This window comes from Paenimyroides aestuarii, assembly GCF_024628805.1.
GTDB lineage: Bacteria > Bacteroidota > Bacteroidia > Flavobacteriales > Flavobacteriaceae > Flavobacterium > Flavobacterium aestuarii_A.
On the sequence record NZ_CP102382.1, the window covers coordinates 2,620,743 to 2,639,243 of the forward strand.

An 18,501-nucleotide genomic window follows, 5' to 3' on the forward strand; every position below is an offset into this window, starting at 1 on the left:
TGTGCAAAGTTACGAATTATAGTAAAAATTGCAGTTATAATTAATAACTTTAATGCGTGTTTTAGGTAAATCAATTTTTTTGTAATGTTTGATAAATTAATTATTAAGTTTGGTGACAATCAGTTTTACAACGCAATAAAAATTACTTTTACGGCTATTTTGGCATTTTTTATCTTTTATGATACCGCCGATTTTACTGCTGCATTCACCGTGACTTTAGGTGCATTGCTGTGTGCGCCAATTGATATTTCGAGCAATTTTAAACATAAGATTATTGGTTTGCTTTTGGTGGCTTTTTTAATACCAATTATCTCATTTTTATTAACATACACCTATTCCTATTTTTTTATTTTTGCACCACTTTTTTGCGGACTTATCTTTTTATCGGCAATAATATCGCTTTTTGGACACCGTGCCAATTTGCTTTCTTTTACCTTATTGCTTACTATTAGTTTATCGTTTATTCACCACGACAAACCCGAAATATTGGTAAATAATTGTTTGTATTTATTGCTGGGTGGCTTGTTTTACACCTCAATTTCGGTGCTTTTTTACTTTATTAAACCCAACCGATATATTAATTTAGAAGTTGCTGAATGTATTGAAATAACCGGAGAATACTTGCAATTAAGAGCCGATTTGTGGACCACAGATGCTGATCGGGAGAAAATTAACCGGCAAATGCTTGAAAAACAAATTCGGATTAATGAACTGCACGAGCATATTCGTGAATATTTGGTTTATAACAAAGCACGCACCTTAAATTCAAACAACAACAGGAAGCTTTTAGTGGCACTGACCTCTGTGGTTGAAATTTTGGAATTGGCTATGGCAAACACTTTTAATCATGAAGAATTTATCGATTTTTTTAAGGAAGATCTTTCTGTTTTAAAAGCATATAAATCGTTGGCAGAACAATTTGCTTTTACATTAAAAAGGTTGGCTTTTCATATCAAAACTAATAAAAAACACCATTCCCAGGGAAGTTTAGCAAACGATTTTAAACAATTAAAAAGCAAAATGGATGCATTTGTGAAGCGTCAAAATATTTCTATTTATGATGAAAATGCTGTAAATATCAACAACTTGCTTTTTTATGCTGATAAACAAATTGAAAAAATTAAAGGTTTAGAACGTATCTATAAAGAACGTGTAAATGCCGATGAACTGCGAGGAAAATACCGCGATTTAGAGAAATTTTTTACACCTGAACACTATCGTTTAAAAACATTAATTGACCATTTAAACTTTAAATCGGCTACATTTAGATATGCGCTTCGCATTACCATTACCATGTTTATTGGTCTGCTTATTGGAACAATTTTTAAGTTTGAAAACGCTTATTGGATTTTACTTACTATTGTAGTGATTATGCGTCCGGGCTATGGTTTAACGAAACAACGCTCATCGCAAAGAGTCATTGGAACCATAATTGGAGGTGTTTTAGGAATTGTAGCTTTGATTTTAATTGACAATAATATCGTGCTTACTGTGTTGGCTATTTTGTCGATGCTTTTTGGATATTGGCTTTCGGCTACCGATTATAAAATAGGCGTTAGTTTTGTAACCTTTTATGTGATTTTAATTTATGGTTTACTTACAGACAATGCCGAATCGCACCTAATTTATCGCATTCTTGATACGGTAATTGGTGCGTTGTTGGCTTTTTTGGCTACAAGATTTGTATGGCCCACATGGGAATTACAATCGGTGAATACCTATTTAGAAAAGTCGTTACGCGCCATTAAATTCTATATTATTGAAGTGAAATATTACTATATAAAAAAAGGAGAACCTACCACATCCTACAAAATCGCACGAAAAAATGCATTTATCGAAGTTGGAAATTTAATGGCCAGTTTTCAGCGAATGATTCAAGAGCCCAAACGCAAACAAGCCAATCGCGTAGAGCTTTATGAACTCACGGTTTTAAATCAAACATTGGTTTCATCAGCAGCAAGTATTGGAACATACATTCAATTTCACAAAACCACCGAGGCTTCAAAAGCATTTAAAATGGTGATGGATTATATCAACAATAATTTAAGTCAGGCGCTTCACAACCTTGATTTTGATGCAGAACTTACAACAGATAGCCAAGAGGATTATCAAATAAGTATCAGCCAGTTGAAAACAATCCGCCGACAAGAAGTTGATAAACTAGATATTGATGAGCAATCGAAAATTCAAAAATTAGAAGAAGCACAGCTGATTATTGACCAATTAATCTTCATGAGCAACCTGTCCGAAAAAATCGAAAAACTTACATTGAAAATGAAATAAGCATTTAAAAGCTTTTTAGTCAGCCTTTAAAACCAATTTTGTTGTGGTTTCCATCACAAAATGGTTTATTTGCCGATGCCCCACAACGACAAAGAGCTGTGTTGTTTTGTTTTTCCTCTGTGCGTCCGTCTGGGTAAACAATTGTAATCTTCCCACTACAAAGCAACGGACCATTTTTCAATATTGTAACATTAGTTACTTGATTTTCAAGGTTCACTTCCACCTTTTCATCTTCTAAACTATATGATAAAGCGCCACTTGGGCATTGTTTTATATGCGCAATAATAGTTTCGATGGACTCCTTTTCGGGATTAATCCACGGTTTTTCTTTAGGATTAAACACAGTTGGCAAACCTGTTTCGCCACGCCAACACTTCGTAGAATGTATGCATTTTTCAGGTTCCCAATTAATTGTTAGTGTATCTTTTTTATATTTTTTCATGGTTTAATGTCTTAGATTCAAGATCCATAAATATAACAAAAAAACAGCCCCATTTCGGAACTGCTTTTAAATAATATCATAAGATGTAATTAAGAATACATTTTTGTGCGTAATTCTTTAATTTTTTCATCTTCTAAATATTCGTCGAATGTCATGTAACGGTCGATTACTCCGTTTGGTGTTAATTCCAAAATACGGTTACCAACTGTTTGCGCAAACTCGTGGTCGTGGGTGGTGAACAATACTGATCCTTTAAAGTTTTTCAAGGAGTTGTTGAATGCGGTAATCGATTCCAAATCTAAGTGATTGGTAGGTTCGTCTAACATCAATACATTTGCACGAATCATCATCATACGAGAAATCATACAGCGTACTTTTTCTCCACCCGATAAAACCGAACCTTTTTTCAAAGCTTCTTCACCAGAGAAAATCATTTTTCCCAAAAAGCCGCGCACATATACTTCATCGCGTTCTTCTTCGGTTTTTGCCCATTGGCGCAACCAATCAACTAAGGTTAAATCTTCTGTGAAAAAATCGTGGTTATCTGCCGGTAAATATGATTGCGTGGTGGTGATTCCCCATTCAAATGTACCTTTATCAGCTTTTAAATTGTTGTTTAAAATTTCATAAAAAGCAGTAGTTGCACGTGAATCTTTAGAGAAAACAACTACTTTATCGCCTTTTGCCATGTTAAAATCTACATCTTTGAACAGCACTTCCCCTTCAACCGACGCAGCTAATTCTTTAATGTTTAAAATTTGATCGCCTGCTTCGCGTTCTTGTTCAAAAATAATGGCAGGGTATCTACGGCTAGATGGTTTGATTTCATTTACATTTAACTTTTCGATCATTTTTTTACGAGAAGTTGCCTGCTTTGATTTTGCAACGTTGGCAGAGAATCTGCGAATAAACTCTTCTAACTCGGCTTTTTTCTCTTCGGCTTTTTTGTTTTGCTGCGCACGTTGCTTAGCTGCTAATTGTGAAGATTCGTACCAAAAAGTATAATTTCCGGAAAAATGATTGATTTTTCCAAAATCGATATCTGAAATATGTGTACAAACCGCATCTAAAAAGTGACGGTCGTGCGATACCACTAAAACGGTGTTTTCATAATTTGCCAAAAAGTTTTCCAACCAACCAATTGTTTCAAAATCTAGGTCGTTGGTAGGCTCATCCATTACCAAAACATCTGGGTTTCCAAATAAAGCTTGTGCCAATAACACACGTACCTTTAATTTTGGTTCCATTTCGCTCATTAAAGTGTAATGGAAATCTTCAGATATTCCCAAATTCGATAGCATCGAAGCAGCATCCGAATCGGCATTCCATCCATTCATTTCATCAAATTGCAATTGCAACTCACCAATTCGGTCGGCATTTTCATCTGAATAATCGGCATACAACTCGTCCATTTCCTTTTTAACAGCGAATAATACTTTATTTCCCATTAAAACGGTTTCAAGAACGGTATGCTCATCAAACATATTGTGGTTCTGATTCAAAACCGACATCCTTTTGCCTGGTTCTAAAATCACATGCCCCGATGTGGGGTCAATATCACCAGCAATAATTTTTAAAAAAGTAGATTTTCCGGCACCGTTAGCACCAATAATTCCATAGCAATTTCCTTGAGTGAAAGTAGCATTTACTTCATCAAACAATATACGTTTTCCAAATTGTACAGATAAATTTGAAACTGTTAACATACTTATATTTTTTTATAAGTTGCAAATTTACAAAAATATATCCGATTTTAGCCTAAACACGAAGTACTTAAACACTTACTGGGTGAGTATTTTGCTCACATTTTCTTAAATTTAACTTTAATATGGCTTTTTTCTTAAAATTATATTAAATTTAACGTAATTTGAAATGAAAAGCAAAAAGGGTTGGTTTAACTTTGGTTTCATGAAAACAATTAACATAATAGGTTCGGGCAATGTGGCATATCACCTGTTGCGTGCTATTGAAAAATCAACCAATTATAAAATTCAAAATGTGGCGGTGCGTTCTTTGGAAAAACCAGTGGATTTTATTGCTGCTGATTTAATGGTTTTGTTGGAAGATTTAAAACCTGCTGCCATTACTTTGATTTCGGTTACAGATAGCGCCATTGCAGCAGTTTCAGAAAAAATTCCTTATACTGATTCGTTGGTAGTGCACACATCTGGAACAACTGCGATGGATGTTTTAAATGATAAAAACAGAAAAGGTGTTTTTTATCCGTTGCAAACTTTTTCTAAGCAAAAAGAGGTGCTTTTTGAAGAAGTTCCGCTTTGTTTAGAAGCTGCAGAGCCAAATGATTTAAACGAATTAAAATTATTGGCAAGCGAATTATCGAACAATGTGTTTGAAATTACTTCGGAACAGCGAAAAAGTTTACATGTTGCGGCAGTTTTTGTGAGTAATTTCACAAATCATTTATACGCCATTGGCAATGAAATCTGTGCAGCAAACAATATTTCCTTTGCTATTTTAAAGCCTTTAATCAAAGAAACAGCCGATAAAATTAGATGTTTAAGTCCGAAAGATGCACAAACAGGACCGGCAATAAGAGGTGACCAAAAAACAATCGATGCACATGAACAATTTTTAACAAACCCAATTTTTAAAGAAATTTACAAATTAATTACACAAAGCATACAAACAAATGTCTAAAAGCTACAAAGAATATTTAAACCAAATAAACACATTTATATTTGACGTGGACGGGGTTTTAACAAATGGAACCATTCACGTAACACAAACAGGAGAATTATTAAGAGAAATGAACATACGCGACGGCTACGCTATGAAAGCCGCGATTGAAAAAGGATACAATGTGTGCGTAATTTCAGGCGGATCAAGCGAAGGTGTGAGAATACGATTACGAAATTTAGGCATTTACGATATTCATTTGGGGGTTCACGATAAAGTGGAAATTTATCAAGAATACATTGATGTGAACAATATTAAACCCGAAAATGTTTTGTATATGGGCGATGATTTGCCCGATTATTGGGTGATGCAAAAAGTAGGACTACCCGCTTGTCCGCAAGATGCAGTGCCCGAAATTAAGCAACTTAGCAAATATATTTCGCATGTGAAAGGTGGCAAAGGTGCTGTGCGAGATGTAATTGAACAAGTGATGAAGGTTCAAGGAAAATGGCTTGAGCACTTCGAAGCAAAATTTGACTAACAATTAAATAATATAGCTTATGAATGTTCTAAAAAAAGACCAAGCACAAATGATGTTACAAGTTATTGTAGCTGTTTTACTCTTTAGATTTGTTTTATTTGAATCGCTCATTACTGATTTAGGACTTTCAAAGCTTCATTATTTTGCCTTTTTAATTGCCATAGGCTTTATTTTGTACGGTGGTGTTTTGCTTTACAAAATTGTATTACAAGAAGAATTTCCCGATAGAAACATCGAAAAAAGCATTGAGAAATCATATTATAAATATTTGGGTGTAAACGCCGTGGGGATTGGTATCGCCTTTTTTGCAGCCAGCGATATAGATAGAACCTATTACTTTGGTTTCTTTTTGGGTTTGGCAGCTATTTTGTATCTATATATTACCCAATGGCGAAAAATTTTGGTTTTTGATAATATTGTTTATTCATTAATCATTTCATTTCCGTTTTTTATTCTGATTCTGATGGATTTAATGCCTTCGTTGCAAATGAATGCAGAGCAAAATCCAGAAAAACAGCAGTTATTGAACATTTCCCTACAAATATGTGTGTTGCTTTGGTTTTTATATTTTATTAAAACCATTTTAATGGACTTAAAGTTTATGGAATTAGACATCAAACACAAACGCAGATCGCTGGCAACCATTCACGGCAGAGAAATTGGTGCTAAAAGAACCACTTTTTTGTCATTGTTGCCGCTTACATTAATTGCAATTTTTTGTGTCATTCATTTTAATCTCACACTTTTAATTGGATACATTGGTGTGCTGGTAATTTTGCCTTATTTGATTTATCTAGGAAAATTATGGAAAGCAAAAACTACCGAAGATTTTAACGGCATCAACAATTTTTTAAACATAATCATTTGGTTAACTATATTTTCTATCGTAGTTTTATTTTTTAATTTAAAATAGACGTCCATTTAATTTTTTAAACGATATAGACACATATATTTTAACGCTTTATAAGTTTTACAATTAGTACACGTAGTTTCGATTTACTATGTTTTTTATCAAAAATAAAAGCTATTTAAAACTTTAAATTTATAGAAAAAACTGTTGTGTCTATTTGGTTATTTAATTATTTTGATGGATTATCATTAACCGTTTTAAAATGATTTTACAAGAAAAATACAACGATTATCAAATAATATTAGCATCAAACTCCCCAAGAAGAAAACAATTTCTAACCGATTTAGGATTAACTTTTACCATTAATCCTGCCAACGTAAACGAAGCATATCCTTCCCACTTAAAGGGCAAGGATATTGCTTTATATATCGCCCAGCAAAAGGCATCGGTTTTTAATAATTTGCAAGCAAATGAACTGGTCATAACTTGTGATACCATTGTTTGGATTGATGGTGTTGCGTTGGGAAAACCCGAAAACAGTGCAGATGCAAAACAAATGTTGCAACAACTTTCAGGAAAAACACATGAAGTGATCAGTGCCGTTTGCATTAAATCGAATCAAAAAGAACAACTTTTTTATGATGTAACCAAAGTTTCATTCAACACATTAAACCCTTCAGACATTGCTTATTATGTGGAGACATTTCAACCATTTGACAAAGCAGGATCTTACGGAATTCAAGAGTGGATTGGCTTGGTTGGTATTGAAAAAATAAATGGTTCATACACCAATGTGGTGGGAATGCCAATGGAAAAACTTTATAAAGAACTAATGAAATGGTAATGCTTGAAAATTTTCATATACAGGATTATTATGGAAAAATAATCACAACGGTTATTTTAATCATCGTTATCTATATTTTGCGATTCATTCTTCGGAAAGTAGTTTTAAAATTCTCTGAAATATCTTTAAAATCAGACAATCGCAGCAAATTGATTATTAAGTATTTTAATTCGTTGCTGCATATTTTGTTTGTAATTTTTATCATTCTTTTATGGGGTGTTGATACCGGCCAGCTTTTTGGTTTTGTGGGTGCTGCGATTACGTTTATTGGCGTGGCGCTTTTTGCACAATGGTCTGTTTTGAGCAATTTTACGGCAGGTGTGATTATGTTTTTTGCTTTTCCTTATAAAATGGGCGATCGCATACGAATTCAAGACAAAGATTTTCCTATTGAAGCAGAGATAGACGATATTCAAGCATTTCATACCATATTGATCACAGAAGAAGGCGAGCGCATTTCGTATCCAAATAATCTATTTTTACAAAAAGCTGTAGTTATTTTATAGTATTTTAACAACATAGATACATAGAAATTATTAGATATGAAGACGAAAAATATTTAGATGAATTAACATACGAAATAATTGGTTGTGGAATTGAAATCTGTCAAAGAAATAATTCCCATTTATGATGCTCAAATTCTAACGTATATGAAACTATTGAAATGTCCAAAGGGCATTCTTATAAACTTTAATTGTTCAAATATTTTTCAGCATGGTCAAAAGACCTATTTAAATGAATATTTTAGTTCATTGCCCAAATAATAAACTATTTTTCTATGTAGAAAAGAACAATCACTAGTTACTAGAAATATAAAAAAAATGAAGAACAAAATTATATACCTTTTTTGTGTGTTATTTATGCAAAACATCATTGCACAAAAACCACAAACGCTTACTCCGTCTGAAATTTATTTTCAAATGGAGAAACTCAATGTGTTGGCGAGTGCACTTTATATTGCAGCGCATCCCGATGACGAAAACACACGATTAATTACCTATTTAACACATCACGATAAAGCATATACCAATTATTTATCGTTAACACGGGGCAATGGCGGGCAAAATTTAATCAGTAACGAGCTGGGAACCGATTTGGGCGTGATTCGAACCAATGAATTATGGAACGCAAGAAATATAGATGGTGGCAAACAATTTTTTTCAACGGCCGATGATTTTGGTTTTTCAAAACATCCGAAAGAAGCTTTTGAAAAATGGAACAAAGAGTTGCTATTGAAACAAGTGGTTTATATGATTCGAAAGGAACAACCCGATGTGATTGTAAATCGCTTTGATCACCGAACCGAAGGAACCACGCATGGGCATCATACTGCATCGGCTCAACTATCAAAATTGGCTTTTAACTTAGCAAACGATAAAAATTATAAAGATTTATCGCAAGAAAATAGCCAAACGTGGCAACCCAAACGATTGTTTTTCAATGTTTCATGGTTCTTTTTTGGAAGCAAACAAGCGTTTGAAAAAGCAGATAAATCAAAATACGTTCCGTTGAATATTGGTATTTTTTACAATCAATTAGGGAAAAACAATCAAGAAATTGCATCGCTGAGTCGCAGTCAGCACCAATCACAAGGTTTTGGTGACATGTCGTCTCGGGGCGAAGAAATAGAATATGTGGAACTGGTTGACGGTAATGGATTGCAATCGAGCAATTTGTTTGAAGGAATTGATACAAGCTGGAACCGTATTAAAGATGGCAATAAAATTCAACCTTTGATTACGCAATTGCTCAATGAATATGATTTTAAAGATCCATCAAAATCAATAAATTTATTGACAAAAATTTATACTGAAATAGATAAATTGCCCGAAACAATTTGGAAAACCCGCAAGCAAAACGAAGTAAAAGAACTGATTAAAAATTGCGCCGGATTGTTTTTGGATATCACTACAAACGAACCTTACAGCACGCCAAATGAAAACGTTGATATTAAGGTTGAAGTTGCAAATAGATCCAACCAAAACATTGTGCTAAAAGATGTTACAATTAATAATAACAAAACAGTTGTTGACAAAAAATTAGCCAATCAAGAAGTTTTTTATGAATATTATCAAACACAATTCACCAATCAAGATTATACCAACTTTAAATTTATTAATACGTTTGAAGATTTTAAAAATCAATTCAATTCTACCCAAAAAAATGAAATTGGTTTAGAGGTGAACGGTGTGTATTTATCATACAGCTTACCCATTCAATATCATTATAAAGATGTGGTGAAAGGCGAAATTTACAAACCTTTTCATGTGGTTCCAGCCGTTTCTGTGCAGTTTAAACAACCGGTTTACATATCCAATTCCAATAAAAATCAAAACGTATCTGTTGTTTTAAGTAATTATTCTGATGAGGAAATTAAAGATTCATTAGTTCTAAAAAGAAAATCAGATAAATCTGAAAAATTGACTTTCAATAAGACAATCGCTTTTAATTTGAATAAAAATGAAAAAAATAAAGAAATTGTTATTACCGATGATGTTATCGAAGACACATATACTTTAGATTTATTTGAAAATAAAAAGGCTATAAATGCAACCGAAACAAAATGGGTTGATTACAATCATATTCCGGTAAATTATTATTTGAAACCTGTTGAAACAAAAGTGGTATCTTTCAATAAAAGTGTTTTAAAGAAATCAAAAATAGGCTATATTGTTGGTGCAGGCGATGAAATTCCGCAGGTTTTAAAAGAAGTGGGTTACAACGTAGATTTGATTCATTTAGAATCTGTTAAAGCCGAAGAATTATCAAAATACGAAACAATAATTGTAGGTATTCGAGCATTTAACACCGAAAATTCGTTAAAAACCAAAAATAAATTACTGTTTGATTACACAAAAAATGGTGGAACGGTTATTGTACAATATCAAACCAATGGCAATTTACAAACCAATGAAATCGCTCCTTATAAATTAAAAATTGGTAGAACACGCATTACCGATGAAAATGCAGTGGTGCGATTCATTAATCCAAACGAAACGGTTCTAAACAAGCCGTTTAAAATTACGCAGGAAAATTTCAAAAATTGGATACAAGAACAAGGGTTGTATTATGCAGACGAATTTGATGAGGCGTTTCAACCAGTCTTTACATCACATGATTTTGATGAAAAAGATACAAATGGTGCTTTACTTATTGCAAAATACGGCAAAGGACATTATATTTATACAGGTTTAAGCTTTTTTAGACAATTACCAATAGGAAACACCGGTGCTTTGGAATTATTTATCAACCTAATTGAACTAAAAAATGAGTGATTTTAAATGGATTAAATGGCGAAAAGCTTACAGCATTGTGTTGTTAATCAATTTGTTTTATATTGTACTTTTTTATTTTATCATGCACTTAACCAATTAACATGGAACTATTAGACTGGATTATTCTTTTAAGTACACTTTTGTTTATTGTGTTGTATGGTACCTATCGAACAAAAGGCAGCAAAAATATACAAGAATATATTTTAGCAAACCAAAGCACCAATTGGTTTACCGTAGGTTTATCGGTCATGGCCACGCAGGCAAGTGCTATTACGTTTTTGTCAACACCTGGTCAGGCTTATCACGACGGTATGGGATTTGTGCAATTTTATTTTGGGTTACCGCTTGCAATGGTGGTAATTTGTATGGTTTTCATTCCGGTATTTCACAGGCTAAAAGTGTACACAGCATATGAATTTCTGGAAACTCGTTTTGATTTAAAAACCCGAACATTGGCATCGGTAATTTTTCTAGTGCAACGCAGTATTGGAACAGGAATAACGATTTATGCACCCGCAATTATCCTATCATCAATCCTTAATTGGGATTTAACTTTTATTATTGTTTCCATTGGTATCGTCATTATTTTTTATACCTATTTTGGCGGAACAAAAGCGTTGAATATCACTCAAAAACAACAAGCATTTGTGATAATGGCCGGAATGTTTCTTACATTCTTTATTATTTTATTCAGATTGCCTGAAGAAGTAACTTTTGTAAATGTATTTAATGTTGCCAAAATTGAAGATAAATTAAACCTGCTGAATTTTTCGACAGATTTTTCTGAAACCTACACCTTGTGGAATGGTTTAACAGCCGGGTTCTTTTTAATGTTGGCCTATTTCGGAACCGATCAATCGCAAGTGGGTAGGTATTTATCGGGCAAAAGCATCAAAGAAACACAAGTGGGATTGTTAATGAACGGCGTGTTAAAGGTGCCCATGCAATTCTTCATTTTGTTGGTGGGTGTCATGGTATTTATCTTTTTTCATTTTTATCAAGCCCCTTTGCACTTTAATCCGGTAAATACGGAAAAAGTTTTAAATTCAGAATATCAGGAAGCATATCGAGATTTAGAAATTGAACTAAAAGGTTTATTAAACGAAAAGAAAGAAATCACTCAAATTTATACCGGGCAATTGAACCAAGGTTATGAAAATGAAATGTTGGAAGAAAAACTGGTTGCTTTGAATGAGAATGAAGTGCAACTGCGACAGGAAGCACGCGATATGATTAAAAAAGTGGACAGCGGCGCCGAAACAAATGATAAAGATTACGTATTCATTTATTTTATATTGAATTATTTGCCACACGGAATTATCGGTTTTTTATTAGCGATGATTTTTTCTGCTGCCATGTCTAGCTCTGCTTCGGGTTTATATGCTGTGGCGTCGAGTTCGGCAATTGATATTTACAAAACCTATAAACCCAATTTATCGGAACAACATTATCTGAAAGTAACGAAATATTTAGTGGTTTTTTGGGGAATTATTTGCATTTTGGCCGCGTGTGTCATTACCCTTTTTGAAAATTTGATTCAATTGGTAAACATTATCGGGTCTATTTTCTACGGAACTGTTCTAGGCATCTTCTTAATTGCATTCTTTATAAAATACATTAAAGCAAAAGCTACTTTTTGGGGTGCACTTTTAGCCCAAATATTGGTTATATACATTTATTCTTTGGAAGTGGTAAGCTATCTGTGGCTTAACCCTATTGGTGTGTTTTCAGTGATACTCATTGGTTTGGTTTTGCAGATGGTTTTTAGTAAAAATAAGAATGCTCCAACGACTCATGTTAACAAATAAAAAATAAATTATTTCTAAAACTTAAATTTAATGTTAAGAACACTTCTTAGTAACATTAACTTAACACACAAAAGCACTAATGTTAATAGATTTGCCGCAGATAAATAACAACGTTTAAGGCAATGAAAATTTTAAAAGTATTATTACTTGCTATTATTACATGCAACCAAGTGAATGCACAAGAATCAACAAAAGATTCTATGGCACAACCCGAAACCAAAAAAAGCAAAGAATGGTTCAACTCGTTTAAGATTAGAGGATACGCCCAAGTGCGATACAACCGCCTCTTAGAAACCAATCCCGATTTGGGCTGTGATCAATGTGATAAATCTTGGGGTGAAAACGGTGGTTTTTTCTTAAGACGTGCCCGTGTTGTTTTTTCAGGACAAATTTATAAAAACTTATTCTTTTATATTCAGCCCGATTTTGCTAGCTCGGCAAGTAGTTCTGGGTTGCATTTTGGACAATTACGCGATGCCTATTTTGATATTGGTTTTGACAGTAAAAATGAATTCCGAGTAAGACTTGGACAAAGTAAAATTCCGTATGGATTTGAAAACATGCAATCAAGTCAAAACCGTTTGCCTTTAGACCGTAACGATGGTATTAACAGTGCTTTTGCAAACGAGCGTGATTTAGGAGGATTCTTTATGTGGGCACCTGATCGCATTCGCAAAATTTATGCTGATGTAGTTAAAAATAACTTTAAAGGTTCTGGCGATTACGGTGTATTTGCAATTGGTGCTTTCAATGGACAAACTGCAAACAGACCAGAATTGAATAACAATTTACACGTTGTTGCACGTGTTTCCTATCCCTTCACAATTGGCGACCAAATTATCGAACCCGGAATTCAAGCATATTCAGGACGTTGGGTAATGCCTTCTTCGCAAGTGAGCGATGGGGTTACAACCACCCACGATGCCAATTATACCGACCAACGTGCAGCTGCCTCTTTTATCTTATATCCAAAACCATTCGGAATTCAAGCAGAATATAACATTGGTAAAGGTCCAGAATTTAACAAAGAAACCAATACCATCGAAACCAAAAGTTTAGAAGGTGGATACGCAACACTTTCATATAGAATTCAGCACAACGAACAATTCTTCTTTCCGTTTGCACGCTACCAATATTACAAAGGTGGAAAAAAGCATGAATTAGATGCAAGAAGCTATAAAGTAAACGAAGTAGAATTAGGTTTGGAATGGCAATTAAATAAAAATTTTGAATTAGTAGCTATGTACACCATATCAAACCGAAGATACGAAGACTTTGTTTTGAGAGACAATCATCAAAAAGGAAATCTGTTGCGCCTGCAAGCACAAGTAAATTTCTAAAAACATTTTTAAAGAAGTTCGGAGCGATTATTTCACTTCGAACTTTTTTAATTATACCTTTGCAAAAATATTTTTTATGTTAAATACCTATATTGCTTATCATTTTAAAATAGAACCAAAAGATCCGGGTGCAGAAATTTTATTAGCTGAATTGGGCGAATTGGCGTTTGATAGTTTTGTTGAAACCGAAGAAGGTTTATCGGCATACATTCAAAATCAGTTTCATACTACCGATTTGTTAAATGATATATACATTTTAAATAATCCTGAATTTAAAATAACCTATCACATCGAAGAAATTGAACAAGTGAATTGGAACGAAGAATGGGAAAAAAACTTTGAACCAATTAATGTAGATGATTTGTGCTATGTGCGTGCGCCGTTTCATGAAGCCAAAAATGTGCCTTATGAAATTGTGATAGAACCAAAGATGAGTTTTGGAACAGGTCACCATGAAACCACATTTATGATGATGAAACATTTATTAAACATAGATGTTACCAATATGGAAGTATTAGATATGGGGTGCGGAACTGCCATTTTAGCTATTTTAGCATTAATGAAAGGAGCAAAACATGCCGATGCTATTGATATAGACAATTGGTGTTATTTGAATTCGATTGAAAATGCAGAGCGCAACGATGTTTCCAATATAAGTGTGTATGAAGGCGATGCGCAACTACTTGCAAACAAAGCAAATAAATATGATTTAGTAATTGCAAATATTAACCGCAATATTCTATTAAATGATATGGAAGCCTACGCCAAAACATTGAAAAAAGGCGGTATTATTCTATTTAGCGGTTTTTATATGGAAGATATTACTGCAATTGAAGAAGCAGCAAACCAGTATAATTTGCATTTAGAACACCAATTAGAAAGAAACAATTGGGCATCATTAAAATTTATTAAAAAATAAAGAAATGAGTACAAAAGAACGCGTATTAGAAGATGTTAAAATAGAAGAATTACTTCACTCTGAAAATGTAATTGTTCTTTTTAACGATGACGTAAACACCTTCGACCACGTTATTGAAACCCTAGTAAAAGTTTGCAAACACGAGCCTTTACAAGCCGAACAATGTGCTTTAATTGTACATTACAAAGGAAAATGCGATGTGAAAAGTGGGACTTTTCATGAATTGGTTCCTATGTGCACCGCCTTATTAGACGCAGGTTTAAGTGCTGAAATACATTAATAAAACCGCATTTCTGCGGTTTTATTTATTTTTTCAAAAAAACGATATGCTATATCTTAATCCCAGCTGCCAATAACGCTCTATAGCTTGGGTTTTTCTTAAAAAATGCTACAATACCTGAATTAACAGGTACAATTCGCAAGCGTTTTTCTTCGGCTTGATCTAAAATAGCTTTAATGAAATCGTTTATTAAATCTTCATCATCACAACCGTTAGGGTTTAGTTTGGTTAAAAATAATTTTCGTTCTTGTATTGAATATTCAATAATAATATGTCGATCGCCACATCTACATTCAAATTGTCTTAACAATTCATTGTTTTTAAATTCCATATAACATTTTTTTCTATATTTATAGTGCTTTTCAAGGAATTTGAAGTGCTTTTTAAATTACCTAAATAAAAGTATTATTAAAAATTTTACCTTAAATTCTTATTTCATTTATCTACAAATTAATGAAATAGTTTTTAATAATGCAAAAAAGTTATAAAAACAGAAACACCATTTAGATGAAAAACATTTATTTTATTCCAGGTATGGCGGCTAATTGCGGAATTTTTGAACATATAAAATTAAATGATTCTAAATTTAAGATGCACTTTGTGGAATGGCTTGAACCTTCAAAAAACGAACCGCTTCAGGGATATTGCAAACGTCTTTCAGAACAAATCGTTTCAGAAAACCCTATTTTAGTAGGTGTTTCTTTCGGAGGAATTATTGCACAAGAAATTGCAAAGATTATCCCCACAGAAAAAGTAATTATCATTTCAAGTGTTAAAGATCCCTCTGAATTTCCGATACGAATCAATTGGGCTAAAAAATGGAAATTGTATCGTTTTTTTCCCACATCCTATTTTAATTTATTCGAACATCTTACAAAAAAATTAGTATCTTCCAAAAAAATCCAACAACGCATTGATATGTATCAAAAATATCTTTCGGTGCGATCGGTCAATTATTTAGATTGGGCATTTAAAAATGTTATTTTGTGGGAAAATAAAAATCCGGTTTCAAACGTTTATCACTTGCATGGCACAAAAGACCATATATTTCCGCATAAACGTATTAAAAATGCACACTTTCTTGAAAATGGAACACATGTGATGGTATTGGTAAACGCCCGATGGATCAATAAAAAATTAGAAGAAATTTTAGAAAAATAATATGAAAAAAAGTTATAAGAATGCTGCAATTGTAGTTGCTCTTTTAGGTTTAAGTGGTTTGTTTTATCAGTTTACAACTATTGAAAAGGTTTCTACCGAAACCGGTTATCATATCAAAAATATCGACTTTTGTGGCGAGCGTGTTCCTGTAGAAATAGTGGATGTTAAAGAGCGTTTAGATCGTGAATTGGTTGTGAATATGAATCTGCATTCGGCAACAACATTAATAATTAAAAGAGCAAATAGATATTTCCCAGAAATAGAACCCATTTTAAAGCGCAATGGCATTCCGAGCGACTTTAAATATTTATGTGTGATTGAAAGTGCATTGACTAACGCCACATCTAGTGCAGGTGCGAAAGGTTTTTGGCAATTTATGCCCGAAACCGCGCGGGAATACAATTTGGAAATTAGCAGCACGGTTGACGAGCGATATGATGTGATAAAGGCCACAGAAGCGGCTTGCGTGTATTTAAAGAGAGCCTATGCAAAATTTGGCAATTGGACGTTGGTTGCAGCGTCTTACAATCGTGGAATGGCAGGTGTGGAACGTCAATTAACCGCACAAGGCGTAACCGATTATTACGATTTGTATTTAAACGAAGAAACATCGCGCTATGTTTTCAGGATTTTGGCTTTAAAAGAAATTATGAACAATACTGATAAATACGGTTATGTTTTTTCTAAAGATGAATTGTACCAGCCTGTAAAAACGAAAACGGTTGCTGTAAATGCAAACATAGATGATTTACAAAGATGGGCATTGGATCAAGGTATCAACTACAAGCTTTTAAAGTGGTATAATCCCTGGCTAATTGACACCTCTCTAATAGTTTCAATCAACAAAACCTATAATATACTAATACCTACTGAGGGTTTTAAGAGAAAATAATAAGGGGGAGTATTGAATTTCAATAATTTCACCGCTATCTAAAAGATATTTATACATTTACAAAAAAATACATAAATGACTAGTCACCAACAACGTGTACAAGAGGCAGTACACTTTTTTGACAATAACGACACTTTTTTAGGCTTCAGAAAATTGTTAGATTGTGCGATGGATACTCAAAATATGCATATTTATCAAGATGCAATTGCGCTCACTGATTGGAAAGAGAAAAACCCAAAGGAAATCGAAACTTTTAGTGCTAAAGCAAAAGAATTACTAGAAAAAATAGCGCAAATTCATGTAGAGCCGCATAAAGCAAACGACTTGGTATTGCAAGCTAACGACCTTACGAAAAGCTATGGTTCGCAGAAATTTTCATTGGGCCCGATTTCATTAACCCTTTCAAAAGGTCAGGTATTTGGCTTAGTGGGTGAAAACGGAAACGGAAAAACCACTCTTTTGCGCATTTTGGCGAAAGAAATTGCTCCTACAAACGGAACATTGCGCTATCAATTTAGCACCAAAATTCAGAGCGATTACGACTTGCGGACTAAATTGATTTACATTCCACAACGAACCGATAAATGGTATGGCAGCTTGCTGGACAACTTGCGCTTTGTGTTGGCTAATTACGGCGAGCGTCCCGAGGAAATTGAAACCCGGGTTTTATTGATGGTTGCTCGTTTAGGTTTATGGAATTACAAACACTTAAAGTGGAGCGAACTTTCATCGGGCTATAAAATGCGTTTTGAATTAGCACGTACTTTATTGAGAAAGCCCGAAATTTTGTTGCTAGACGAGCCTTTGGCAAATCTTGATGTGTTGGCCCAACAAATTATTTTGGAAGATTTAAAAGCTATTTGTAATTCGGTAAACAACCCCATTGCACTGATTCTAAGTTCTCAACAATTGTTCGAGGTTGAAAAAATTTCTGACAAAGTAATTTTCCTTAAAAACGGACAATACAATCCATTGACAACTGCTGAAAACGACTCCGAAAAACCATTAATCATTGAAATTGACACTTCGGCAAGTCGTGAAGAGTTATTATCTATTTTTGAAAATTTTGCTTTAACAAAACTTACTTTTAACGGAGGGGTTTATACTGCTTATTTCAACGCAGAAACACTATTTTCAAATGCAATCGTGGCATTGGGTACAGCAAACATTCAACTTACATACATCCGTGATATATCGGCATCAACCCGCAGATTTTTTGTAAACTAATA

General features: G+C 33.5%; 18 protein-coding genes. 15 read left to right on the top strand and 3 right to left on the bottom strand.

Annotation, left to right across the window (positions count from 1 at the left end; genetic code table 11):
• The first annotated feature begins 84 nt into the window (after window positions 1–84).
• Window positions 85–2,283 (top strand): FUSC family protein, encoded by a 2,199-nt coding sequence (locus NPX36_RS12695; protein WP_257499094.1) that lies wholly within the window; start codon window positions 85–87, stop codon window positions 2,281–2,283.
• A gap of 19 nt (window positions 2,284–2,302) precedes the next feature.
• On the opposite strand, the gene NPX36_RS12700 is transcribed toward NPX36_RS12695, so the two are convergent.
• Both NPX36_RS12700 and NPX36_RS12705 read right to left on the bottom strand, forming a co-directional pair.
• Window positions 2,303–2,725, bottom strand: coding sequence for a (4Fe-4S)-binding protein (locus tag NPX36_RS12700; protein ID WP_257499095.1), 423 nt, complete (start codon window positions 2,723–2,725; stop codon window positions 2,303–2,305).
• Window positions 2,726–2,814: 89 nt separating this feature from the next.
• Window positions 2,815–4,431, bottom strand: coding sequence for an ABC-F family ATP-binding cassette domain-containing protein (locus tag NPX36_RS12705; RefSeq protein ID WP_257499096.1), 1,617 nt, complete (start codon window positions 4,429–4,431; stop codon window positions 2,815–2,817).
• A 202-nt stretch (window positions 4,432–4,633) separates the two neighbouring features.
• Between NPX36_RS12705 and NPX36_RS12710 the strand changes: the two genes are divergently transcribed.
• The 11 genes from NPX36_RS12710 to NPX36_RS12760 all read left to right on the top strand — a co-directional run bounded on the left by NPX36_RS12710 (window position 4,634) and on the right by NPX36_RS12760 (window position 15,219).
• Complete coding sequence (locus NPX36_RS12710; RefSeq protein ID WP_257499098.1) at window positions 4,634–5,383, top strand: Rossmann-like and DUF2520 domain-containing protein; 750 nt, start codon at window positions 4,634–4,636, stop codon at window positions 5,381–5,383.
• Window positions 5,376–5,903 carry a KdsC family phosphatase gene (locus NPX36_RS12715; RefSeq protein WP_257499099.1) on the top strand — a complete coding sequence of 176 codons (528 nt, stop codon included), beginning with the start codon at window positions 5,376–5,378 and terminating at the stop codon, window positions 5,901–5,903. Before NPX36_RS12710 ends, NPX36_RS12715 begins: the two co-directional genes overlap by 8 nt.
• Window positions 5,904–5,922: 19 nt before the next feature.
• Window positions 5,923–6,816: a UbiA prenyltransferase family protein gene (locus NPX36_RS12720; RefSeq protein ID WP_257499100.1), complete on the top strand. Its 894-nt coding sequence runs from the start codon at window positions 5,923–5,925 to the stop codon at window positions 6,814–6,816.
• A gap of 199 nt (window positions 6,817–7,015) precedes the next feature.
• The gene (locus NPX36_RS12725; RefSeq protein WP_317618262.1) at window positions 7,016–7,597 is read left to right on the top strand and encodes a Maf family nucleotide pyrophosphatase; all 582 of its coding nucleotides are present in this window, start codon (window positions 7,016–7,018) and stop codon (window positions 7,595–7,597) included.
• Window positions 7,597–8,103, top strand: coding sequence for a mechanosensitive ion channel family protein (locus NPX36_RS12730; protein WP_257499101.1), 507 nt, complete (start codon window positions 7,597–7,599; stop codon window positions 8,101–8,103). The genes NPX36_RS12725 and NPX36_RS12730 overlap by 1 nt, the downstream gene beginning before the upstream one ends.
• An 84-nt stretch (window positions 8,104–8,187) precedes the next feature.
• Window positions 8,188–8,361, top strand: a complete 174-nt coding sequence (locus NPX36_RS12735) for a GxxExxY protein (RefSeq protein WP_257499102.1) — start codon at window positions 8,188–8,190, stop codon at window positions 8,359–8,361.
• A gap of 57 nt (window positions 8,362–8,418) precedes the next feature.
• Window positions 8,419–10,872 carry a PIG-L family deacetylase gene (locus tag NPX36_RS12740; protein ID WP_257499103.1) on the top strand — a complete coding sequence of 818 codons (2,454 nt, stop codon included), beginning with the start codon at window positions 8,419–8,421 and terminating at the stop codon, window positions 10,870–10,872.
• Between the two features lie 101 nt (window positions 10,873–10,973).
• Entirely contained in the window at window positions 10,974–12,680 is a 1,707-nt protein-coding gene (locus NPX36_RS12745) for a sodium:solute symporter (RefSeq protein ID WP_257499104.1), read from the top strand.
• A gap of 122 nt (window positions 12,681–12,802) precedes the next feature.
• Window positions 12,803–14,020: an OprO/OprP family phosphate-selective porin gene (locus NPX36_RS12750; protein ID WP_257499105.1), complete on the top strand. Its 1,218-nt coding sequence runs from the start codon at window positions 12,803–12,805 to the stop codon at window positions 14,018–14,020.
• A 76-nt stretch (window positions 14,021–14,096) separates the two neighbouring features.
• On the top strand, window positions 14,097–14,939 hold the full coding sequence (prmA, locus tag NPX36_RS12755) for a 50S ribosomal protein L11 methyltransferase (RefSeq protein WP_257499106.1): 843 nt from the start codon (window positions 14,097–14,099) through the stop codon (window positions 14,937–14,939).
• 4 nt (window positions 14,940–14,943) lie between these two features.
• A complete protein-coding gene (locus tag NPX36_RS12760; protein ID WP_257499107.1) occupies window positions 14,944–15,219 on the top strand; it encodes an ATP-dependent Clp protease adaptor ClpS in 276 nt (91 codons plus the stop codon).
• 49 nt (window positions 15,220–15,268) lie between these two features.
• Here NPX36_RS12760 and NPX36_RS12765 read toward each other — a convergent pair whose 3' ends face one another.
• Window positions 15,269–15,550: a GNAT family N-acetyltransferase gene (locus NPX36_RS12765; protein WP_257499108.1), complete on the bottom strand. Its 282-nt coding sequence runs from the start codon at window positions 15,548–15,550 to the stop codon at window positions 15,269–15,271.
• A 176-nt stretch (window positions 15,551–15,726) separates the two neighbouring features.
• Between NPX36_RS12765 and NPX36_RS12770 the strand changes: the two genes are divergently transcribed.
• From NPX36_RS12770 to NPX36_RS12780, 3 genes are all read left to right on the top strand, one after another.
• Entirely contained in the window at window positions 15,727–16,380 is a 654-nt protein-coding gene (locus tag NPX36_RS12770) for an alpha/beta hydrolase (RefSeq protein WP_257499109.1), read from the top strand.
• 1 nt (window position 16,381) lies between these two features.
• Window positions 16,382–17,272, top strand: coding sequence for a lytic transglycosylase domain-containing protein (locus NPX36_RS12775; RefSeq protein WP_257499110.1), 891 nt, complete (start codon window positions 16,382–16,384; stop codon window positions 17,270–17,272).
• A 75-nt stretch (window positions 17,273–17,347) separates the two neighbouring features.
• Complete coding sequence (locus tag NPX36_RS12780; RefSeq protein ID WP_257499111.1) at window positions 17,348–18,499, top strand: ABC transporter ATP-binding protein; 1,152 nt, start codon at window positions 17,348–17,350, stop codon at window positions 18,497–18,499.
• Window positions 18,500–18,501 lie beyond the last annotated feature (2 nt).